At 47.6% G+C, this 19,745-nt stretch carries 16 protein-coding genes; 1 reads left to right on the forward strand and 15 read right to left on the reverse strand.

Going from position 1 to position 19,745, the window contains the following annotated elements:
* Positions 1 to 26: 26 nt before the first annotated feature.
* From AC58PV_RS24840 to AC58PV_RS24870, 7 genes are all read right to left on the reverse strand, one after another.
* Positions 27 to 908, reverse strand: coding sequence for a carbohydrate ABC transporter permease (locus tag AC58PV_RS24840; RefSeq protein ID WP_497435249.1), 882 nt, complete (start codon positions 906 to 908; stop codon positions 27 to 29).
* A 25-nt stretch (positions 909 to 933) separates the two neighbouring features.
* Entirely contained in the window at positions 934 to 1,851 is a 918-nt protein-coding gene (locus AC58PV_RS24845) for an ABC transporter permease (protein ID WP_497435250.1), read from the reverse strand.
* Positions 1,852 to 2,015: 164 nt separating this feature from the next.
* Positions 2,016 to 3,761 carry a sensor histidine kinase gene (locus AC58PV_RS24850; RefSeq protein WP_497435251.1) on the reverse strand — a complete coding sequence of 582 codons (1,746 nt, stop codon included), beginning with the start codon at positions 3,759 to 3,761 and terminating at the stop codon, positions 2,016 to 2,018.
* Position 3,762: 1 nt separating this feature from the next.
* Entirely contained in the window at positions 3,763 to 5,259 is a 1,497-nt protein-coding gene (locus tag AC58PV_RS24855; protein WP_497435253.1) for a response regulator transcription factor, read from the reverse strand.
* Between the two features lie 554 nt (positions 5,260 to 5,813).
* Entirely contained in the window at positions 5,814 to 6,752 is a 939-nt protein-coding gene (locus AC58PV_RS24860) for a polyprenyl synthetase family protein (RefSeq protein WP_497435254.1), read from the reverse strand.
* A gap of 14 nt (positions 6,753 to 6,766) precedes the next feature.
* Positions 6,767 to 7,399, reverse strand: a complete 633-nt coding sequence (locus tag AC58PV_RS24865) for a response regulator (protein ID WP_497435255.1) — start codon at positions 7,397 to 7,399, stop codon at positions 6,767 to 6,769.
* Entirely contained in the window at positions 7,396 to 9,702 is a 2,307-nt protein-coding gene (locus tag AC58PV_RS24870; RefSeq protein ID WP_497435257.1) for a sensor histidine kinase, read from the reverse strand. The genes AC58PV_RS24865 and AC58PV_RS24870 overlap by 4 nt, the downstream gene beginning before the upstream one ends.
* 75 nt (positions 9,703 to 9,777) lie before the next feature.
* On the opposite strand from AC58PV_RS24870, the gene AC58PV_RS24875 reads away from it, so the two are divergent.
* Positions 9,778 to 9,978, forward strand: a complete 201-nt coding sequence (locus AC58PV_RS24875) for a hypothetical protein (RefSeq protein WP_068671366.1) — start codon at positions 9,778 to 9,780, stop codon at positions 9,976 to 9,978.
* A 127-nt stretch (positions 9,979 to 10,105) separates the two neighbouring features.
* Here the strand turns inward: AC58PV_RS24875 and AC58PV_RS24880 are convergent, their stop codons facing one another.
* From AC58PV_RS24880 to ggt, 8 genes are all read right to left on the reverse strand, one after another.
* Positions 10,106 to 11,083 carry a Rieske 2Fe-2S domain-containing protein gene (locus tag AC58PV_RS24880; protein ID WP_497435258.1) on the reverse strand — a complete coding sequence of 326 codons (978 nt, stop codon included), beginning with the start codon at positions 11,081 to 11,083 and terminating at the stop codon, positions 10,106 to 10,108.
* Positions 11,084 to 11,105: 22 nt separating this feature from the next.
* Complete coding sequence (locus AC58PV_RS24885; RefSeq protein ID WP_497435259.1) at positions 11,106 to 12,236, reverse strand: BMP family ABC transporter substrate-binding protein; 1,131 nt, start codon at positions 12,234 to 12,236, stop codon at positions 11,106 to 11,108.
* A gap of 6 nt (positions 12,237 to 12,242) precedes the next feature.
* A complete protein-coding gene (locus tag AC58PV_RS24890) occupies positions 12,243 to 12,728 on the reverse strand; it encodes a (2Fe-2S)-binding protein (RefSeq protein ID WP_068671372.1) in 486 nt (161 codons plus the stop codon).
* Positions 12,721 to 15,009 carry a xanthine dehydrogenase subunit D gene (pucD, locus tag AC58PV_RS24895; RefSeq protein ID WP_497435261.1) on the reverse strand — a complete coding sequence of 763 codons (2,289 nt, stop codon included), beginning with the start codon at positions 15,007 to 15,009 and terminating at the stop codon, positions 12,721 to 12,723. Before pucD ends, AC58PV_RS24890 begins: the two co-directional genes overlap by 8 nt.
* Complete coding sequence (locus AC58PV_RS24900; protein ID WP_497435262.1) at positions 14,999 to 15,991, reverse strand: FAD binding domain-containing protein; 993 nt, start codon at positions 15,989 to 15,991, stop codon at positions 14,999 to 15,001. The genes pucD and AC58PV_RS24900 overlap by 11 nt, the downstream gene beginning before the upstream one ends.
* A gap of 322 nt (positions 15,992 to 16,313) precedes the next feature.
* Positions 16,314 to 17,027, reverse strand: coding sequence for a nucleotidyltransferase family protein (locus AC58PV_RS24905; RefSeq protein WP_497435263.1), 714 nt, complete (start codon positions 17,025 to 17,027; stop codon positions 16,314 to 16,316).
* A gap of 21 nt (positions 17,028 to 17,048) precedes the next feature.
* Positions 17,049 to 18,062: an XdhC family protein gene (locus tag AC58PV_RS24910; RefSeq protein WP_497435265.1), complete on the reverse strand. Its 1,014-nt coding sequence runs from the start codon at positions 18,060 to 18,062 to the stop codon at positions 17,049 to 17,051.
* Positions 18,063 to 18,148: 86 nt separating this feature from the next.
* Positions 18,149 to 19,744 carry a gamma-glutamyltransferase gene (gene ggt / locus AC58PV_RS24915; protein ID WP_497435266.1) on the reverse strand — a complete coding sequence of 532 codons (1,596 nt, stop codon included), beginning with the start codon at positions 19,742 to 19,744 and terminating at the stop codon, positions 18,149 to 18,151.
* Position 19,745 lies beyond the last annotated feature (1 nt).

The raw sequence follows: 19,745 nt of genomic DNA on the forward strand, positions 1-19,745 counted from the left end.
CACTTATCTATCCAGCAAGAGTATCGCTACCCTTTGACTGCACCTAACGTGATACCACGAACGAAATACTTCTGAATGAACGGATAGATCGTAATAATCGGTAAAATGCTGACAACAATCGAAACGTAACGAACCTGGAGCGTTGAAACAGCAAGCGCTTTAGCCGCTGTCTCTCCCCCCATTTTCTGCATGATTTCCGGTGATGCCATAATAAGCACTCTTCGCAGGAATATCTGCAGGGGTTGCAGCTCCGACTTCCCGAGATACAGCAGCGCATTGAAGAAATCGTTCCAATGGGCAACGGCATAGTAGAGAGTTAGTACCGCTAACGTTGGTTTTGTAAGCGGTATCGCAATACGGAACAGTAAGGTGAAATCCTTGGCGCCATCCATATTGGCGCTCTCAAATATCTCATTCGGAATCGCCTCGAAGGCTGATCGCAAGATCATGACGTTAAAGGTGCTTACAAGTACAGGCAGAATCATCGCCCATCTCGTGTTGTAGAGCCCTAATTCCGTAATCACCATATAAATGGGAATCAAGCCGCCAGAGAAGTACATCGTGAATGCGATGTAGAAATTGAGCTTTCTCCGCAGGAAGAATGCCTTCCTCGAAAGCGGATAGGCCGCTAAACACGTGGCTACCAGATTGAAGACCGTCCCCACAACGGTATACCAAATGGTGTTGTAGTAAGACTTCCACAACTCGGAATAGCCGAGCACCATTTTGTACCCATCGAAATTTAGATCAACAGGTAAGAACGTCACTAACTTATTATCAATCGCTTCTACGGAGCTCATAGAGATACTTACTACATAAATAAAGGGATATAAGGTCACAACGATCGCTAGCGCGACAAGACTGTACACGATGACATAAAAGCTCCGGTCCGTCCATGATTTAACCATGAAGGCCTCCTTTCTTGAAACAGGACTACCACAACGACATATCGTTCACACGACGACTCGCTTGATTGGCCGCATATACTAAGATGAAACTGATAATGGAATTGAATAATCCGACTGCTGTAGCAAAACCAAAGTTCTGCGACTCGATCCCTTGCCTGTATACATAGGTCGAGATCACATCAGCGGTTTCGTACGTGGCACCGTTGTAGAGCAGATACACCTTCTCGAAATTCACCGTCATGATGCCTCCGATGGAGAGCAGGAACAGAATTACAATCGTTGGTTTCAAGCTAGGCAGTGTGAGATGCCACACCTCTTGAAATTTGTTAACGCCATCAATTTTGCCTGAGTCATACATTTCCTGATCAATCCCCATAATAGCCGCGATGTAGATAATGGAGCTGAAGCCGAAGCTTTGCCAGATCCCCGATACCGTGAAGATGGATCGAAACCATTCAGGCGCCATCATGAAATTAATTTTGGCCATGCCCATGGAAGCCAATAACGTATTCACAATCCCGTCCGTTGGCGACAGGAAGTTAATGATCATCCCCGCGATGACAACCGTTGAGATAAAGTGCGGCAGGTAGGTCACCGTTTGGGCAAACCGCTTGAAGAAGCCATTCTTAATCTCGACAACGCATATGGCAAAAATGATTGGAATCGAGAACCCGATGACTAACGGATAGAACGCAAGCAAGAAAGTGTTCCTCAGCAGTCGCCAGAAATAACGAGAATGGACGAACTGGTCCAACCATCTAAGCCCTACCCATTCGCCTCCGAATACACCATGCCCCGGTGTGAAGTTTTTGAAGGCAATGAGAATTCCCGGCATCGGCAAGTAACAAAATATGAAATAATACAGAAACACCGGTAAAAACATCAGCAGCAGCAATTTATCTCTGCGTATCAGCTTGATGAGCAGCGGTTTCTTATCCCCCAATCTCTCCAGCTCCTTTCAATCAATCTTCCAATAAGTAAATTCTAGCGCATGATGGACTTGGCAAATATCCAACATTTTTGCGATATGTAACACTTTTTTACGCAAAAAACACCCATTCCGTCCAAGCGTTTTCGCGCTGACTTCATGGGTGTTGCTTCACTCATCTATTCTGCATCTGCCCTAGAGATCTCATCTGCCGTATAGACAGGAAAGTTTAGAAATACACGAGTGCCGTGACCAAGTGCACTTTCAATCCGCAAGCCATAGCTTTGACCAAAGCGAATCTGGATGCGATCATGTACATTTTTCAAACCATAACCGACTGAGTTTCGTTGAATAACCTCCTCCGCCATATCCTGACTCATCCCTGGTCCGTTGTCTGCGATGCAGAACTCCAGATCTTCTCCCGACCTATAGCCTCGCAGGGTAATGCAGCCGCGCTCACTCCCCTTACGGAGTTTATCAATACCATGTTCTAATGCATTTTCTAATATGGGCTGAAAAATAAGATTAATCATGTCATATCGCAACAACGCTTCCTCTACGTCACAAATGAAATCAAACCGATAATTATGCATGATACTTTGGATGTGCATATAATCCTTGGCATTCTCCAATTCATTGCGCACAGGGATGAAATCTCTTCCCTTATTCAGCACCGTGCGATAGAAGCGTGAAACGGTATTCGTAATCTGACTGATTTCCATCGCGTCAATTTCTAGGGCCTTCCAATTAATAATCGATAGCGTGTTATATAGAAAATGGGGATTAATCTGCGTCTGCAGCGCCTTGAGTTCCGCTTCTTTCTGCGTGATTTTACTTTGATACACTTCTTCGATCAAGGTGTTGATGTTGACTAACATATTGCCGAACCGATTCGTCAATTGGCCAATTTCATCCCTGGACTGACTCGACACGTCAATTTTCAGGTTCCCATTTTCGACGATCATCATCTTCTTATTGAGCTTAATAATACGCTTGACGAAAGTGTTGGAGAACATCCAGATGATGAGCAGCAAGCCAGCCAAACAAACCAAGACGATCAGGGCTGTCGCACTGACAATGCTCTTGGCATCCACCGAAATGCCATTCTTAGGGGTAAAATAAACAAGCTTCCAGCCCGGCTCCGCCATATCCGCAGTGATGTACATGTAATCTGCCCCCTGCATGGAAAATGAACCGATTCGCTCTTGTAACTGGGCGGAAGTCAGTGATGCGATTGGAAGCTCTGCACGCATGTGCATGTTCTTCGATAGAATTTGATGGCCATCCCTATCTACAATCAGAATACCATAGGCATTTGTTTTGATATCATCCAAGCCTTGGAACAAACTATCCCCATCGATGCTCAGGAACAACACCGCGGGTGCCTTCCCTAATTGCGCTTCCTCTTCACTAACGAACGGCCTTGTAGCGAAGAGCTTGCCATTCTTAATGTTCCACTGTGTTTCTTTCGATTGTATCCGCTGATTCGCCCACTTGAGGTCCGATGTCAAACTGAGCGGTAAAATATATTCACCACGCAGAATAGACTGATTCTCTGTAAACACCGAGATTTGTAAGATATCACGATTGAAATCAAGAATATTACTGAAAAACGGATCCACATAATCCCGATATAAGACGGGAAAGTCGCCATCATTACTAATAAAAATGCGCTTAAAGACAACATTCTGTGTGATCGAATTGATGATCGCTTCATGTTGCTTCGCGCGGTAGTTAATCGTCTCTGCGATTTGACTAACGGCCCCATCCAAATTCTGCTTCGCCTGTTGGAGCAGGAACGAGCTTGCTTGGTGATAAGAAAACATCCCTAACACAACAACAGGTATAATGGAAACGACCATATAGGAGATGAATAACTTTTGCTTAAACCTGAGGTTTTGGAAATAAGCTAGGAAAGTTCTCATATCAGCCCGTTCCCTCTCGGAATTTGGCTGGACTTTGCCCATGATACTGCTTGAACGTTTTGCAGAAATACGAAGTATTCATATAACCAACTTGCTGACTAATGTCCGCAATCGTTAGATGCGTCCCCCGCAATAATTCCTCTGCCTTATGCATCCGAATCATGGTTAGATATTTAACAAACGTTTGCCCGACTTCCCGCTTAAACAAGTAGCTGACATAAGTCTGTGTAAGGAACACCTTCTCTGCAATCCATTGTAAGCTGATATCCGATGTATAGTTATCTTCAATGAGCTTCCGAATATCCTTGATCACTTTCTTATTAAATTCTGGATTATGCACATCCGCAGCGCCATCCAGCAAACTCAGAACAAGTTGAATTTGTCCTTTCAGCTCGGCAAGCGACTTGCATCCAAATATAGCCTCAACAATAGACTTAAAAGCATGCACATCTGTATGCCCGGCCATTTCCCATATTTTCTTAGCAAGCTCCGTACACATGTACTTCACGTAAATCGCCGAATGCTGCCCACTCCCACCAATGGTCTTAAAGAACAGCTCTACGCCTTGGCGAAGACCGAATTGATCCTTGACTTCCAAGTGCCAATAGAGAGTGTCCATTAGCTTAGGGATCGTGCCCGCAATTTCTTCTTGTCCTTGACTTTCATCTGTATAGAGAACTGTGCTTTCATGGAAGAAAAATTTATAATCCAGCACATTCTCCATATGCTTAAACTCTGGAACCAACGCATCTCCCGCGTATATTAACCTTGATATAACCATCGTAAAATTTGCGTTGTAGGCATCCGCAATGCTTGCTTTCAACCTGCTGCCTAATGACTCGAGCTCTTCCTTACGAACCGTATGATTCCATCGCACACAGACTAAGCTCTGACTCTCATTCAAATTCACATAATCGAATGGTGCATGGATGACAGCCTGAAGCCTCTCTGGGAGCAAGTCATGCTCTACATCGAAGACTGATGAACTATAGTCAATGAGTATCAATTGAACTGACATCTGGCTAAAATCAAGCCCAATGAGATCTAACTTGCGAGAGAGTAAGGGGGAAGCTTGCGCAGCATGAAGAATCTCTAAGAACAACTCTTCCTTTTCTTGTTCTTGATCCTTATGGCAGAGCGCAATGACCTCCTGAAATGCTCTTTGGAAATCATTCACATCAATGGGCTTAAGCAGATACGAGGAGATCTGATAATGAATCGCCCTCTGTGCGTACTCAAACTCTCCATAGGCGCTGAAAATAATAATTTTCAGCTCTGGGAACTGCGCCCGTGCCCGCTCACATAAAGTAAGGCCATCCATGAATGGCATCTTGATGTCGGTTAGTACAATATCGATTGGATGCAAAGCTAGCATCTCCAAGGCTTCTTCGCCGTTTTCAGCTTCCAACACAGCTAGGGGCAGGTTATATTTGTGGATTAATCGCTTAATCCCTTCTCTTTCAATATGCTCGTCATCCACAATGAGGATCTGAAACAAGCGCTTCCTCCATTCCAAGCTCCTTTGTATGACAGGAACATCCTATCGAAACATCCCTTTCACGCAAGTCCGCTCCTATAATGCGACAACCAACTCCATCTAAATTTTATCAGAAGACCCCCTCTGATTAAAATTCAACATTCTTGTGTTCCATATCATTTTTTTATGGTGCTCGTGGTCCACACACCCACGCTAACTCTTGGCCATGCATTAACTGTAAAATGTACAGCTATTTACAAGTAATTCATTCGAAATCTCGATTTAACTGTAAAATATGTAGTTAAAATCAGCTGTCCTGCTCATGAAAGTAAAAATATGTGAAATTAACTATATATTTTCCATCTAAACTGCATTTGGCTGGAGAATCCTCATATTTAACTACATAAAATCCATTTATTTACCTGAGGCCCAGAAACAATCCATCCCCGCTACCCTTGCTCCAAATCAAACTACTATTTTTACCTCTACTTCTACATCTACTCTTACCTCTTCCCCCTTCTCTTCTACATCCACAAGCATCTCGCTATACTTGATAGTTACGCAAAGAGCAGGCACTAGGCCTGCTCCACTTCCGCATCATCCTTTATGAAATCGCCCCACGTGAGCGTTCGAAACTCTTCCTTCCATGGGGACAAAGTTGGAAGCTCTGCCCAGATCTCCTCCGCTTTCTGTGTGCACACAGATTGCACAATGCGTGCGTATTCCAAGCAGCCGGAGTCCTGGATCAACTGTTTGACCATGTCTTCTTTTTCTGCCAAACGTTCAGCCGTGATCTCCCCTCTGTAATACGCCTTCACAGGCGAGAACTCTTCATCTTCAATGGAAAGTAAATACAGAATGGGCAGCGTCCGCTTCTTCGCCATCAAATCACTCTTCTCATCATAGCGAACGAGATCTCGCACATCATTCTGAATCTGGTGGAGGAGTCCCACACAATCGGCGATCTGATGCAACTGCTCTATCGTACCTTCGCTACATGCGGTATCGGCATAGCCTAGGAAGCAAGCAAGCCGGAATAGGGAACCCGATTTCTCTTGAGTCATCCATAAATATTCATCAACGGTGGAAACCGCATTAATCACATCTTTATGCTGGCCATTAATTGATCTAGCAATGATCTTGCTAATTTCGACTAACAGGGTTCCGCTCGCATTCATCCTGCCTAATTCACCTACTACACCCATCATTAGCGCTAAGACAGCATTCAACGCACTCGCCGTGTCTACACGCATCCATGGCTTACTTTCACTATCCTGATCCTGCAGATCATCAACAATATCTAGGATAAGAACAATTAACTCGGTTAATGCCGCTCGGCGATGGATGTCGGGCGAACCCCCACCAAGCATGGCGTGTGTGCTCAATGTAACTTTGGCCCAAGACAGGCTCGCGGTCTCTTTATCGGACATACATGATCTCAGCAGCGTTTTCAAATCCTCATCAAACATATAATCATCCATCATCCGTACCATGTGCTGCCGAATGTCCTGCATGCGAAGGCCTACTTTCAGGTGTAATATTTACTTTTGATAAACTTCTCCAACGCTTCTGTTCTTGATTTGGCGCCCCATTTATCATAAATTTTACGCAAATAATTATCAACCGTGCGCTTGCTCATGAAAATTCGTTCCGCAATTTGTTCGTGTGTAGCGCCTTTAACCAACATGTTCATCATAAGCACTTCTTCCTCTTGCAGTTCACACTCTTCTCCTGCGTCGGCCTCATGTAATTGCATTTGGTTGAAAAAAGACAACGGAATCATCGTATATCCATCCAAAATACAATACACCATATTCTTAATCGTCCGCTCCGTCGACTCTTTCGACAAGACACCGCTTACTTTCATTTCAATCAATTTATTATAAATACCGGCCAACTCGATGCCCGTAAAGATGACAATATGAATTTGTGGATAGAACTGCTTAAGCTGTGCGGCAACCTCTGTGCCCGTCTGATCGGGTAGCTGGTAGTCTAGAAAAACGAGCCCAGGCTGATGCAGCTTCACATACTCCAAGCATTCCTTAGCATTGCTAACAACCCCAACCACTTCGATACGATCTATCTCATCAAGCAACGTCTTCGTCGCTCTTGCAAATAAAGGATGGTCATCAACCACCAATGTTTTGACGATCTCACTCATGTTGTTATCACTTCCTCAGTTGGTATTGTGATTAAAATGTGGGTTCCTTCTCCTTCAGCGGTCTCCAGTTCAAAGCTTCCGCCTACGTGCAGTACACGACTTCTCATATAAGCAAGTCCCATACCGGATGCGGCGATTTCAACGGCAACCTCTTCTTTTACAAGGAACCCTACGCCATCGTCCCGATAACTTAAGTAGAAGAAACGATCTTCTTCCCACAGATGAAAGCTCACGTTAGCTGCTTGTGAATGTTTCTTAGCATTATTAAGTAATTCTTGCACAATTCGGAAAATATGTCGTTTTGCTGATAAATCCTTGCCTTCAATGTCGGCAATTTGCTCTGCTCGGAATGAAATCTCGAACGGCGTCGTATAGGATTCCTTCTCAACGAACGTCTTCAAGGTTTGTTTCAACCCTATCTCTTTCAGCAGATGCGGGTTCAATTCGAAGCAACTCTGACGCAAGCTGGCATTGATCATTTCCACGAAGTTGTTCATGCTGTTAAGTTGTTCACGATCCTCTTGACGCATCGAAGGTTTCTCTGCCAACGAGGTTAATCTTCGCTTGAGAAAAAATAAATCCTGCATCGTCGTATCATGAAGATCCGTGGCAATCCGAACACGTTCCTCCTCCTGCAATTCGAACATTACCTTCCGTAACCAGAGATGTTCTTCCTGCGGAAGATGGGAAACCATTTGCTGAAGTCTGCCGGTTAACTTACGAATCAGATACATATTCTCCATGCTCACTTCCAAGTAGGAGGTGATTAATTGCAGCCACTGCCACTCTTCCTTCGCAATTCGTGTATTGGTCTTCTTACGTGTCACAATGAGATAACTTGTGTATTCCTCATGGCAGTTCATTTCCAAGAACGTGTAATGGGGATGATCGATAATTGCAGATGAGTTCACCAACCGTTGGATCTCCGCCGTATCGACTTCACCTTCGCAGATAATTTCAATATCGTTTTTATGCCGAAAAACAATCGCACCACCCGTCACTTGCAAAGTGTTAACGATATCTACAAGGATGATATCCTTTAAGTCGCGAAAGCTCGAAATTGTGCCTAAGTTTTTGGAAATCTTTTTGAGCGCTGACTGCAATATGTATTTCCTTGGAAACAAATAGGGTTCTAATCTCGTCGTCCAATATTCGGCTGCATACAGCATAGCTGTAAGAAGGAAAATCGAGCCTAGGAATACGAAGGAGATTTGCTTCCCATTCGTTTCCCCATGAAAAATAAAAGCAAAAGCTACTGTAAACAAACTGACAGGCACAACGGCCATTAGAGCAGCAAATACAACCCGCCTTACGACAAGACCAATATCGTATAACTGATCCGAAGCTATTAAATAGGAGAACGTAATTGGAAAAATCAATAATAGCCAGCTGGTATAAATAGGATCGAATATCCACTCTCCGATAATAAGCTGTGGTATGAAAGACAGACAGATAATGGGTAGAAATGAAATGAGCAGTGAGTAAAACACGCTTTTGATAATTCCAGCAAGTGGCGTCTGTGCCTTCCTAACCTTCACAAATAACGTTGCCAATAGGGAAATATTTAAGGAAATCACAATGATGAAGAATCCCATCGTCACAGATCCGTCATGCCGATATACGAAAGCCATCGAAGGAAAGAAATATAGACCTCGCAATAAGAAAGCTACGGAAGCTATCCCGTATAAATATTTAAAATGCCCTCTAGGTAACGTCATGTCTCCCTTTTCTTTGAAGAACACCACAAGGAAATGTAGGAAGACAATTGGCAATACCATCATCGAGCTTGCAATCATTAATTTGCCTATTAAATCCCCTCGCATGGACGCGCCTAAACTCATGAAGATGATGGCAGCGCTAAGAAACGAGAATGCAAGCAATCGTGCAGATGGCGAACGACTTTCCCTTACCAATAATAAGATGCACATGAATAGACAGACGAATTCCTCCGCGAGCGAAAGGATATCGAACAGAGCGGGTCGGCTTGTCCTCAAATCAATCGTTTCTACGACGCTACCTCTCCAAATTTCAACCGTATTCGCCTTCTCTACTACATTCCATCGCTTGACGGTTAACCATTCCCGTGGTGGTTTCCCATCAATGGAAACTACTTTATCGCCAATGTGAATCTTATCATTCGTGCTGTTTGCCTCAAGTTTATTGACGATCCATTCGTCGGTACGAGCAGCATCTAAATAAATACCATTATATGGAAAATGGAAAGTAATAAACGAACACCAGATCTGTAAGGCAATGAAGAGTACGATAGAAATACTCACACATACTTTCCCTGCTACTTTCAATTTACTCTCCCCTTAATTTCAATATTTTGCTATAATCAGTCTGTAACCTACTATTAAAAAGAGGGAGCTAAACCAATGGCAATTATTCAATTAAACCCGGAGCTTCAACGTTCCGTACAAGCAGTGAAGCGCGCTGAATTGCGCAAACAAGCGGATTCCTTCATGGTGGCTCAACCTCTATCTGCTAAAGAAACAGCTGCACTTATCCAAACATTTACAACGCCTTCGGACACAAGAAAACAACAAGCAAATGAGCCTTCTAACTACTGGTGGTAATCTAGTCGTATTTATTTTACCAAATACAAAAAAGGATTGCATATTAGCCACATGCTAATTATACAATCCTTTTTTTAATTCGTATGCATGTCCTTCGCACTACTCTTCCAAGATTCAACAATTCTCGCTACGCTGTCCCAAAACTGACGCCCCACTCACGCAGACGTTTGCGGTAAGCAATACTCAAACGATCGCACTTCAAATGCAGCTCGGCTTGTAAATCTAGCGGCAACAACTCCGGCTTCTGATTCTCAACCATGATCCGATCCTGCTCAATGAGTCTGTCTTGGAATTGAATAAACACCTCATCGGGCTCGTCATACGCATAGTTTCTCTGCTTCAACATATAAGCTACGCTAGTCTGCTCCGTAAGGGGCAGCACCATGAGAAACAACCGAAAGATATGATCGGATACGTCATCTCTCTTTGTAAAAGCCACACATAAAGGTCCGAACACCTCATACACATAACGGCTATTCACTCCACGCCCCGTCCCATCCGCATCCGGCTGATAGATGATAATTTCGTCAGATCGTAGAACGCCATCCTCTTCCAACACATGATAATCATTGATTTCAGCGAAATCACTATCGCCCAGCAATCCCTCATGCACGAACATCAGGTGGGACACATCGAGGAAATTTTCAATAATGCGAGGGCCTGCGGCTTGCAGGGTATAGGGTCCCATGCATACTTCCTTGAAGCCCGCTGGCACATAAGCACTCACTTTGGGTAGTGGTCCCGCAGGTGTCCCTAAGCACACCCAGATCAGACCGTGCGCTTCTACGCAGGAGTAAACAAAGGCTTTGGCCTTCGAGGGTATCGCTTGTTCTTTCGGCAAAGAAGGAATCTTGGTACACGTACCGCAGCTGTTATAAGACCAACCATGATACGCGCACACAAGTTCATCCCCGCTTACTTTACCTAGTGAAAGCGGCACACCGCGATGAATACATAGATCCTTAAATGCGTGGACGCCTTGCGAGGTGCGGAATACCGCTACTTTTTCACCTAGTATAACAACAGCCTCTGGTTTATCCGTGAGTGCTGACGACAACAACACCGGGTGCCACTCGTGAATTAATGCGATATCTTGTATTGTCATCGCCACTCACATCCTTTGTGCTTTATTTAGGTATAACACCCTTAATTCCCTTAACAAACCACGTCGTGCCAAGGATTTCTTCGTCTGTCATCTTCTTTCCGGATTCGAAGCGTGTTTTGCCATCTTGATCTACGATTGGGCCTTGGAATACTTCGAATGTACCGTTCAGAATCTCTGCTTTTTTCTTCTCTACTAGGTCTTTAACATCCGCTGGCACATTTTTGCCAAGCGGTGCAATGTCTGTGATGCCCTCTTTCATACTGCCGAAGTAAGCTTCAGATTTCCACGTGCCATCCATGACACTTTTTACCGTCTTCACGTAATAAGGGCCCCAGTTCCATTTCGGGTTCGATATGTACGTATCAGGTGCGAATCTGCCCATATCGGAATCGTTCCCAATGCCCCATACTTTGCGTTCCGCTGCCGCTTGGATGCTTGCCGGTGAATCTTGGTATGCCGCCAAGACATCTACACCTTTATCCAACAAGGAAATAGCCGCTTGCTTCTCTGTTGCAGGATCGAACCATGTATTACTCCATACAACGGAGACATCGATATTCGGATTCACACTTTGCGCACCTAACGTGAACGCATTAATGGTATAGATAACCTCTGGAATCGGGAAGGCACCAACATAGCCCATATGGTTGTTTTTTGTCATTTTCCCAGCAGCCATACCGACCAGGTAAGCACTTTGATATTCACGTCCCATGTACGTGCCTAAGTTCGGTGCTGTTTTGTAACCAGTGGCATGCAGGAATTTCACATTCGGATGCTTCGCTGCCACCGCTACCATGGGGTCCATATAGCCGAAGGACGTTCCGAAAATAATGTCATTCTTCTGAGCCAACTCTTCAAATACACGCTCAGCGTCAGGTCCTTCCGGGATATTTTCAACCGTCGTCGCTTTAATTCCTAGTTCTTTCTCCATCATCAATCGGCCTTGATCATGCTCGAACGTCCAACCGCCATCCCCTGGAACGCCGATATAAACAAACGCAACTCTCGGCAGTTTCTTCTCTGTTGTTGCTGCAGTGGAAACAGCTGCCGAGGAGGCAGGCGCCGTGCTCGATTCTGTCGTGGAACTCTTTGCGGAGCAGGCGCTCAAAATGACTAACATAATAGCAGTTAAGGACAGTATGGTTTTTCTCATTGGCTTCTACCCCTCTCTTTTTATAGACAATCCACATTTCTCTACTGCTCTGAAAATCCCCTCATACCCTGTGCATCTGCAAATATTCCCGCACAATGCTTTCTCAGCTTCAGCCCTCGTCGGAGCAGGATTTGCTTCCCACAACGCGGTTAACGTTACAACCATGCCTGCGGTACAGTAGCCGCACTGCAGTCCCCCTTCCTCTAACATCGCCTCTTGAATCGGATGCAGCTCTTCGCCTGCTGATATCCCCTCAATGGTCGTGAGTTCCTTGCCCGATGCCTGGTACGCCATCAGTAAACAGGAATTCACAGGCTGACCGTCCAGGAGAATCATGCAAGCGCCGCAGCGCCCAATCTCGCAAGAAACTTTGGTGCCCGTCATCAACAGATCATCCCTCAAAATCGCTGACATCCGCTTGGATGCGGGGACTGGAATTGACACTGCCTTCCCGTTAATGGAGCACTCTAGCACATAAGATGTATCAATCACTGGCCTCCACCCCTTCTAACCAATCGATGGATTGCACGATGTCTTCTGGTGATATGGGCAACTTATTTACCCAAATGCCTGTCGCTTGCCGTACTGCCGCCGTAATGGCAGGAGCCAAACCGATAGAACCAATTTCGCCAACGCCGCGAGGGCCAAATGGATCTCCCTCCGGCAGTTCTTCGATCGCTTCCACTTGAATACGGTGGGGGCTATCACTGAACGTAGGCACGAGGTAGGTATCCAAGTTATGCCTTAGGTATCGGCTATCCTTCATGACAGCATCCTCGGTTAACGTATAGCCTAAAGCCATTACACTGCCGCCTTCAATTTGTCCTAGATAACCCATCGGATTAATGACAGGCCCTGCAGCTATGACATGATCCGTCTGCTGCACCTTGACCCGACCGGTCAGCATATTGACTTCCACCTCTACGATAGCGGCAGCATAGGAGTACAGGTAGTGCGCCCCGACCCGCCCTTCGGGCGTCGTCGGGTAGTCGAACTCCGTATGCGCGAGGATCGGCGCAGCTGCTGCCGCAGCCGCCTCCGCATACGTGACAACCGGCTCCCCGGATGCATCACCCTTGTGATGCATCCCGCCTGCGCCGGTTGCGAGCTCTGCGGCCGGAACGCCGCAGAGCAGCGAAGCCTGCTCCAGCAGCGCCAGCACGAAGGCTGGCTTCAGCCGCTGGAGCGCGCGCCACATCATCGTGGTGGCGCGGGAGGCCGTGCTCGACCCGCTGCTCGGCACGCGGTCGGTATCGCCGATGACGATGCAGATGTCATCGGCGGCGCAGCCGAAGCAATCCTGCAGCATCAACGTGAGTGCTGCATAGAGCCCTTGGCCGAACTCCTCGAAGCCGAAGGAGGCCTGGATCTTGCCCTCCGGCGTGAGCTCGATGCGGCCGCCGGAGTGATCGGGGATGCCGAGGCCGAGCCCGGCACCGTGCATCACCAGCGCAGCGCCGACGCCTCGGCGCAGCCACGGCTGTTGCTCTGGCCCGCGCGCGCTGCTGAAGTGCTTCGCCCAGAGCGGCGACGCCTGCGCCTTCGCCCACACCTGGGCGGCGCCATCGGTGGCCACGATGGGCTGGCCCATCGGACCCGGATCGGCTGGCTGGCGCAGGTTGCGCTTGCGCAGCTCCCACGCATCCATGCCGAGCTTCTCGGCCAAGCGTTCGATTTGGCTCTCTACCGCGAATATCACCTGATTGCCGCCAAAGCCCCTAAACTCACCAGACACACCGTTATTCGTGTAGACGCTTTTGCCTTCTACGTCGACATGCGGGATCGTATATGGACCAATGGCATGCTCTGTTGCAAAATTCAACACCTCACACCCCAGTGTTGCGTAAGCCCCTGTATCGGCAAGGATGCGAACTTGATGCGCAAGCAGGTTACCTTCTCGATCGCTCCCCGTTTTCATCGTGATCCGCATCGGATGACGTTTAATGCCGGAGATCACGGATTCTCGGCGGGAATTGTGCATTTTAATCGGCTTGCCTGACTTTCGTGCCATCAGTGCGCCGAAAGGCTGCACATTAAGCTCATCCTTCCCACCAAACGATCCACCAATCGGACTGGAAACGACTCTGATTTGATCTTCTGGTATACCCAGGATTCGCGCCAACTGGAAACGATCTTTGTAGCCATGCTGGGTCGGCGAGTAAACAGTCAATCTTCCACTATCCTCAGGTATAAAAAGACCGCCTTCGGTTTCCATATACGTATGCATTTGCCGAGGTGTCAGATAAGTCTCCTCAACGACGTGTACACATGTATCGAAAACTTCCTCCATATTCACGTCCCCATGCTGTAGGGAGGTTTGATGAAGCAGATTCCCTTCGGGATGCAGCATCATCGTCCCCGCTTCCAACGCGGTCTCTGGATTATCTACAAGTGGAAGCGGCTCATACACGACTTCAATAAGGCTTAGTGCATATTCCGCTAGTTCCTCCGTATCTGCTGCAACAGATGCCACCGCATCCCCGATATAACGAACACGGTCCCGACAAAACACTGGCTGATGAGGAAAAGCAATTCCGAATAAATTCAACCCTGGTACGTCATCAGCTGTTAGAACCACACGCACGCCAGGTAATTGTTTGGCTTTGCTTGTATCGATGGAAAGAATCCAAGCATGCGGGAATTGACTCCTCAACACTTTTCCGTGCAGCATGCCTGGCGCTGTTAAATCGGTGAGATACCGGAGCTCTCCTGTCACTTTCTCCTTGCCATCAGGTCTAATGATCCATTTCTTCGCGTTTCGATTAAGGAGCATAGGCTCCGCCCCCTTTGCGCCAAGCTTTGAAACACTCCGAAACAATTAGATTCGCTGCCGTCTGTTTGCGGTAAGCCGCTCCAGCGTAATCATCTGCTACAGCGTTAAAATCTGCTATGACCCCTTTGTGAAGCATCTGCAAAGTTGCCTTGATTAACGGCTTCCCGATCATTCCCGCTTCCAGATCTCTGAACCTCACGGGAATCGTGTTGCCTCCACCAGCTGCCAAGGCAATGTCAGTAACTGTCCCATCGGCTTGAAGGGAGAGCCTTCCCGCGACAGTGACGACCGAAGGCGTGAATGCCTCTCTGCGTCCAACCTTGAGATAGAATTCATGAATGAATTCCTTTTCCTTAATGTTCGCAGCATCTAGCTGCCCATCCGTCGATTCGGCATCTTCAGGGTTCTTGGCGGCATTCTCCGTGCCGTTCATACTTTCCACTCCCCATGACTGCACAAGGATTCCCGTCATGATCTCGTCATGAGCAACTTGTGGAGCTGCCAGCCATTCCTTCAACGCAATCGTCCGCTCGTTCTGTCCATCTGTACATCGTATCCGCGCATCCATCACAAGGAGTGCGGGAATCAGATCCCCTGTACGTGTCATCACATTGCCACCAATGGAGGCTAAGTTACGAATCGACGGAGCTGCAATCTCTGAGCAAGCTTGCACGAGAAGTCCATATTTCTGCTGAACCAACCCGTTTTTCATCAAATCTGCAATGCTTAAGGAAGGGCCTATTTGAACTTGACCTTGGGAATTAACCGTTAATCCGGAGAGTACAGGAATGCGTCCAAGACTAATGAAATACTTCGGCATCGGGGCGAGCCCATTTTCCCAGCGCGTGCGAAGCCACGTACCTCCAGCAACAAAGACAGCATCTTTGCCCCATTTATGCTTCAAATGAATCGCTTCCTCCACACTTGTTGGCTGCCATACGGAAGGCTGCTGTTCGGGTAGTTGATGCATCGGAACTGACATATCCAACCCTCCTCAGAGATTCTGAATGACCACATGCTCGTTATGCGTTCTGAGTGTGCCGCGAGAAGCCAGCTTGCTGCGTGGTTAGCATGTTCGTTGCGTACCATCTAACGGAACCAGGTTCCGCTATTTCGGCGAAATCTACCATTTCTATAAAGTTGCGGAACGTCGTTCCGTTTCAAAGACTAACTTCCAATAAATTAAATCTACTATAAACAATATTCAAAATTAACGTCAACTAACATAACATCAATTTGTTTTTTTATATAAAAAAATAGTGCATCATTCGTAATAATGCACTCTCTCACTAATTTAATGTCATTTAACTTAACGTATTCATGTGTTTATAGATCGCCTTCGCTTCTTCATATCGCGGAACCGTATCAATATCCATAAATGTCAACGCTTCCGCCTCGACAATCTGCCCGCGATAAGCAGGCATTTGAAATAGTGCACGCGCGCCAACATCACCCTTCAACGAAGCGATAGCTGACCACATCCCGCTTCCTAGCATGACTGGTGGCTTCGGGACACCTTTATCACCACTAGCCACATAATCGTACTCCGCTCCTGTCTCGTAAGCATCAATCAGCCGATCCAACATGGCTGCCTCGATGAATGGCTGATCAGCAAGCATTACTAATGCACCATCAGCCGCCAGTTTCTCTGCCACCTGAATACCCATGCGTAGCGAATAGGCCATGCCCAGACTAGCCTCAGCACACTCCACGACTCGACATTTTCCACTCTCGCGTTCTTGACGAGCTTCTTCCGGCAGCCACGCCAGCGTATCGCCTTCCTGCACAATGACAACCACTTGCTCGAACGCAGCACACCTCAGCGCCTTCACCAGAGCAATCCCCCCGAGGCTGATGCCCTCCGCCATCTCGAGGGATTGCTTCGAAGTCCCCATACGCCGACTGCTGCCAGCCGCCATGTAGATGCCAACGATATTCTTCCCTAATCTCCTCTTCGGTCTCGCCTTCTCGCCTGATTCCACCATATTCTCCGTTCTCGCCACCTTCTCCGCGTTCATCGGCTCCCCCTCCCCATTGCTTCACCATGAGCGCAAGCCCCCAACATCCCGTCCATGAGAGAAAGAGGTTGAACACCCACTCACTCCACCTCGGCCCCGCTTAATTGCAATCAGCTCCGCCACAATGCTAATCGCATTCTCAAACGCGCCTTCCGAGCCGATGTTTAACCCAATTGGCGCATGCAGCCAGTGGGGGCGCTCGAAACCTTCTAGCATTTTCGCCGTACGCTCCTTCGAGCCCATAATGCCCAGATAGCGTAAGTCATAGGCCATAATGCCTTGGAAGAAGGCAGTGTCCTTCTCATACTGATGACTCATGATCACGACGTAGTCTCGCTCATTTAGCGCAAGCTTTTCGACTAACGCCTCCGGAAAAGCGACCATCGTTTCTACCCCAGGAAATCTCTTTGCATTGCAGAACGATTCACGCCAGTCCGTAACTACTACACGGAAGCCGCTGCTTGCAACCATTTGTACAAGCGGGACGGTATCCTCATTGGCACCGAACACGATGACTCTTGGCTTTGGCATAAAAAGTGTACTCGTCATAGAGCGAAACGGCTCCCTCACTGAAGATGCCGAATGCCCCAGCCCATCCACTCCTTCTCCCCGTAGTGTATACCTAATATCCAAATACCCATCAGTATACGTGCGAATTAGTTCCACGACCTCCCCGCAATCCAATCTATTTTTCACAACTAGAAGGTTAACCAGCAGCTCTCCAGCAAGTGGCTCAATCAGAACACGAATCAACCCGCCGCACCCAATCGTCTCTCCCCAACCAAAGTCATCGGCAGGCCTCATGTCGTATTCGACCATTTGGGGTTTTTGCGATTCCCACACGCCTGGCACGTATGCAGCAAGATCCCCTTCCAGACACCCCGGAGATATACTCCCCAACGTGCTTCCGTCCGCCATCAAAAGCATGAGTGCCCCTTGCTTGCGATAAGCGTGGCCTTCCACATGAATTACTGTTGCTAATACACGCGCACCCGTATCACTTTCCACAGCTTGCAGAATGTCATAGGCCTCCATCGCTCATCGCTCCTTCTGTTATGGAATGTTATCTGCGATCTCTTCCTTCCCTTTCACACCTTGTGAACCCCCGCACAATCCCTTGGCTACCAACCAATCGCCAGCCCATCACCACGCGGATCGGCCGCCCCGCTCATAAAGCCCTGCTCATCAATGACAATGCCCTGCGCCTGCCCCATAATGCCGTCCCACGACTTCACAGGCTCCACGCGATGACCCCATTGCTTGAGTTTGGCATATAATTCAGGATCATGCCGATGTTCCATTTTCAGCGCATCACCATCTTCTCCCCAAGTACGTCCATAAACCCAACGTGGCAGTGAAATGGCCTCCTGAATCGATAAACCGTAATCCAATACCCCCGTGAGTATCGAAAGCTGGGTCTGTGGCTGCCCTTCTCCTCCTTGCGTACCGAACAGCATATAAGGCTTTCCGGCCTTACTTACCATAGCAGGCATCAACGTATGGAACGATCTTTTGCGTGGTTCCAAAACGTTGGCGCACTCCGCATCTAACGAAAAGAAGGATCCCCGATTTTGCATAATAATGCCTGTATTGCCAGGAACGTATGCGGCCCCGAAATCAAAATAGAGACTCTGGATAAAAGAAACCGAATTTCCCTCATCATCTACAACGGCCGCATAGGCGGTGTCCTGACCGATCGCTGGCGAGTGGTGCTCACTCACCTGCAATGGATTCGCCTGAATCTCGCTCCAAAGCTCCTGCGCATACGATTTCGACAACAATCTTTGGAGCGGTATCTCTCTAAAATGTGGATCCGTTAAATAGCGATCGCGATCTTTGAACGCCTTCTTAATCACTTCCGACATCAGATGGTAAAAGTTCGCCGATGCTCTAGGCACAGCCCCCATATCAACATGTTCTAACATATTCATCATCATGAGCGCTGTGAACCCTTGCGAGTTCGGCGGCATTTGATGAATATCGTATCCACGATACGTTGTCGATAGAAGCTCCACCCACTCGCCAGCGAAGCTGCGGAAATCCTCTTCCATAAGCAGCCCGCCATCCAGCTTCACGTTATCCACAATGGCCTGCATGAGCGAGCCCGCGTAGAACACATCTCTTCCCTCCTTCTGAACCAGTCGGAGTGTCCGTGCCATATCGGGCTGAATCAGCCGATCTCCTTCCTTCAGAAGCTCACCATCTCGCATATACAAAGCGCTAAGCTGCACAGAAGCCCGAATGAGTGGCTCATCCTTACGCATCCAGAACTGCAAGTTACGGGAAATTGGAAATCCTTTTTCCGCATAGCCGATGGCTGGATCTAATAATTTTGCCCACGGAAGTTTGCCGTACTTTTCCCACACTTGCCACCAAGCATCCACCATACCCGGAACTGTTATTGCGCTTAAAATGCCACGCTGTGGAATCTGATCCATTCCTTGCTCCCTATAAAAATCAAGCGTCGCCTTCGCAGCGGACCTCCCGCTTCCATTGAATCCGATATATGCGCCTGTCTCCGCCTCATACATGAGGAAAAAAGCATCTCCCCCGAGCCCCGTCATATGCGGGTAAACAACACCCAGGGTGGCGCTAATCGCAATTGCTGCATCGAACGCATTGCCTCCCTGCTGTAGAATCCTACTCCCCACGGAACTAGCCAAATAATGTGGCGTAGCAACCATAGCCTGCTCTCCTCGTGGCATGATGTTTAGCATG

Source organism: Paenibacillus sp. J22FR83, assembly GCF_059691955.1.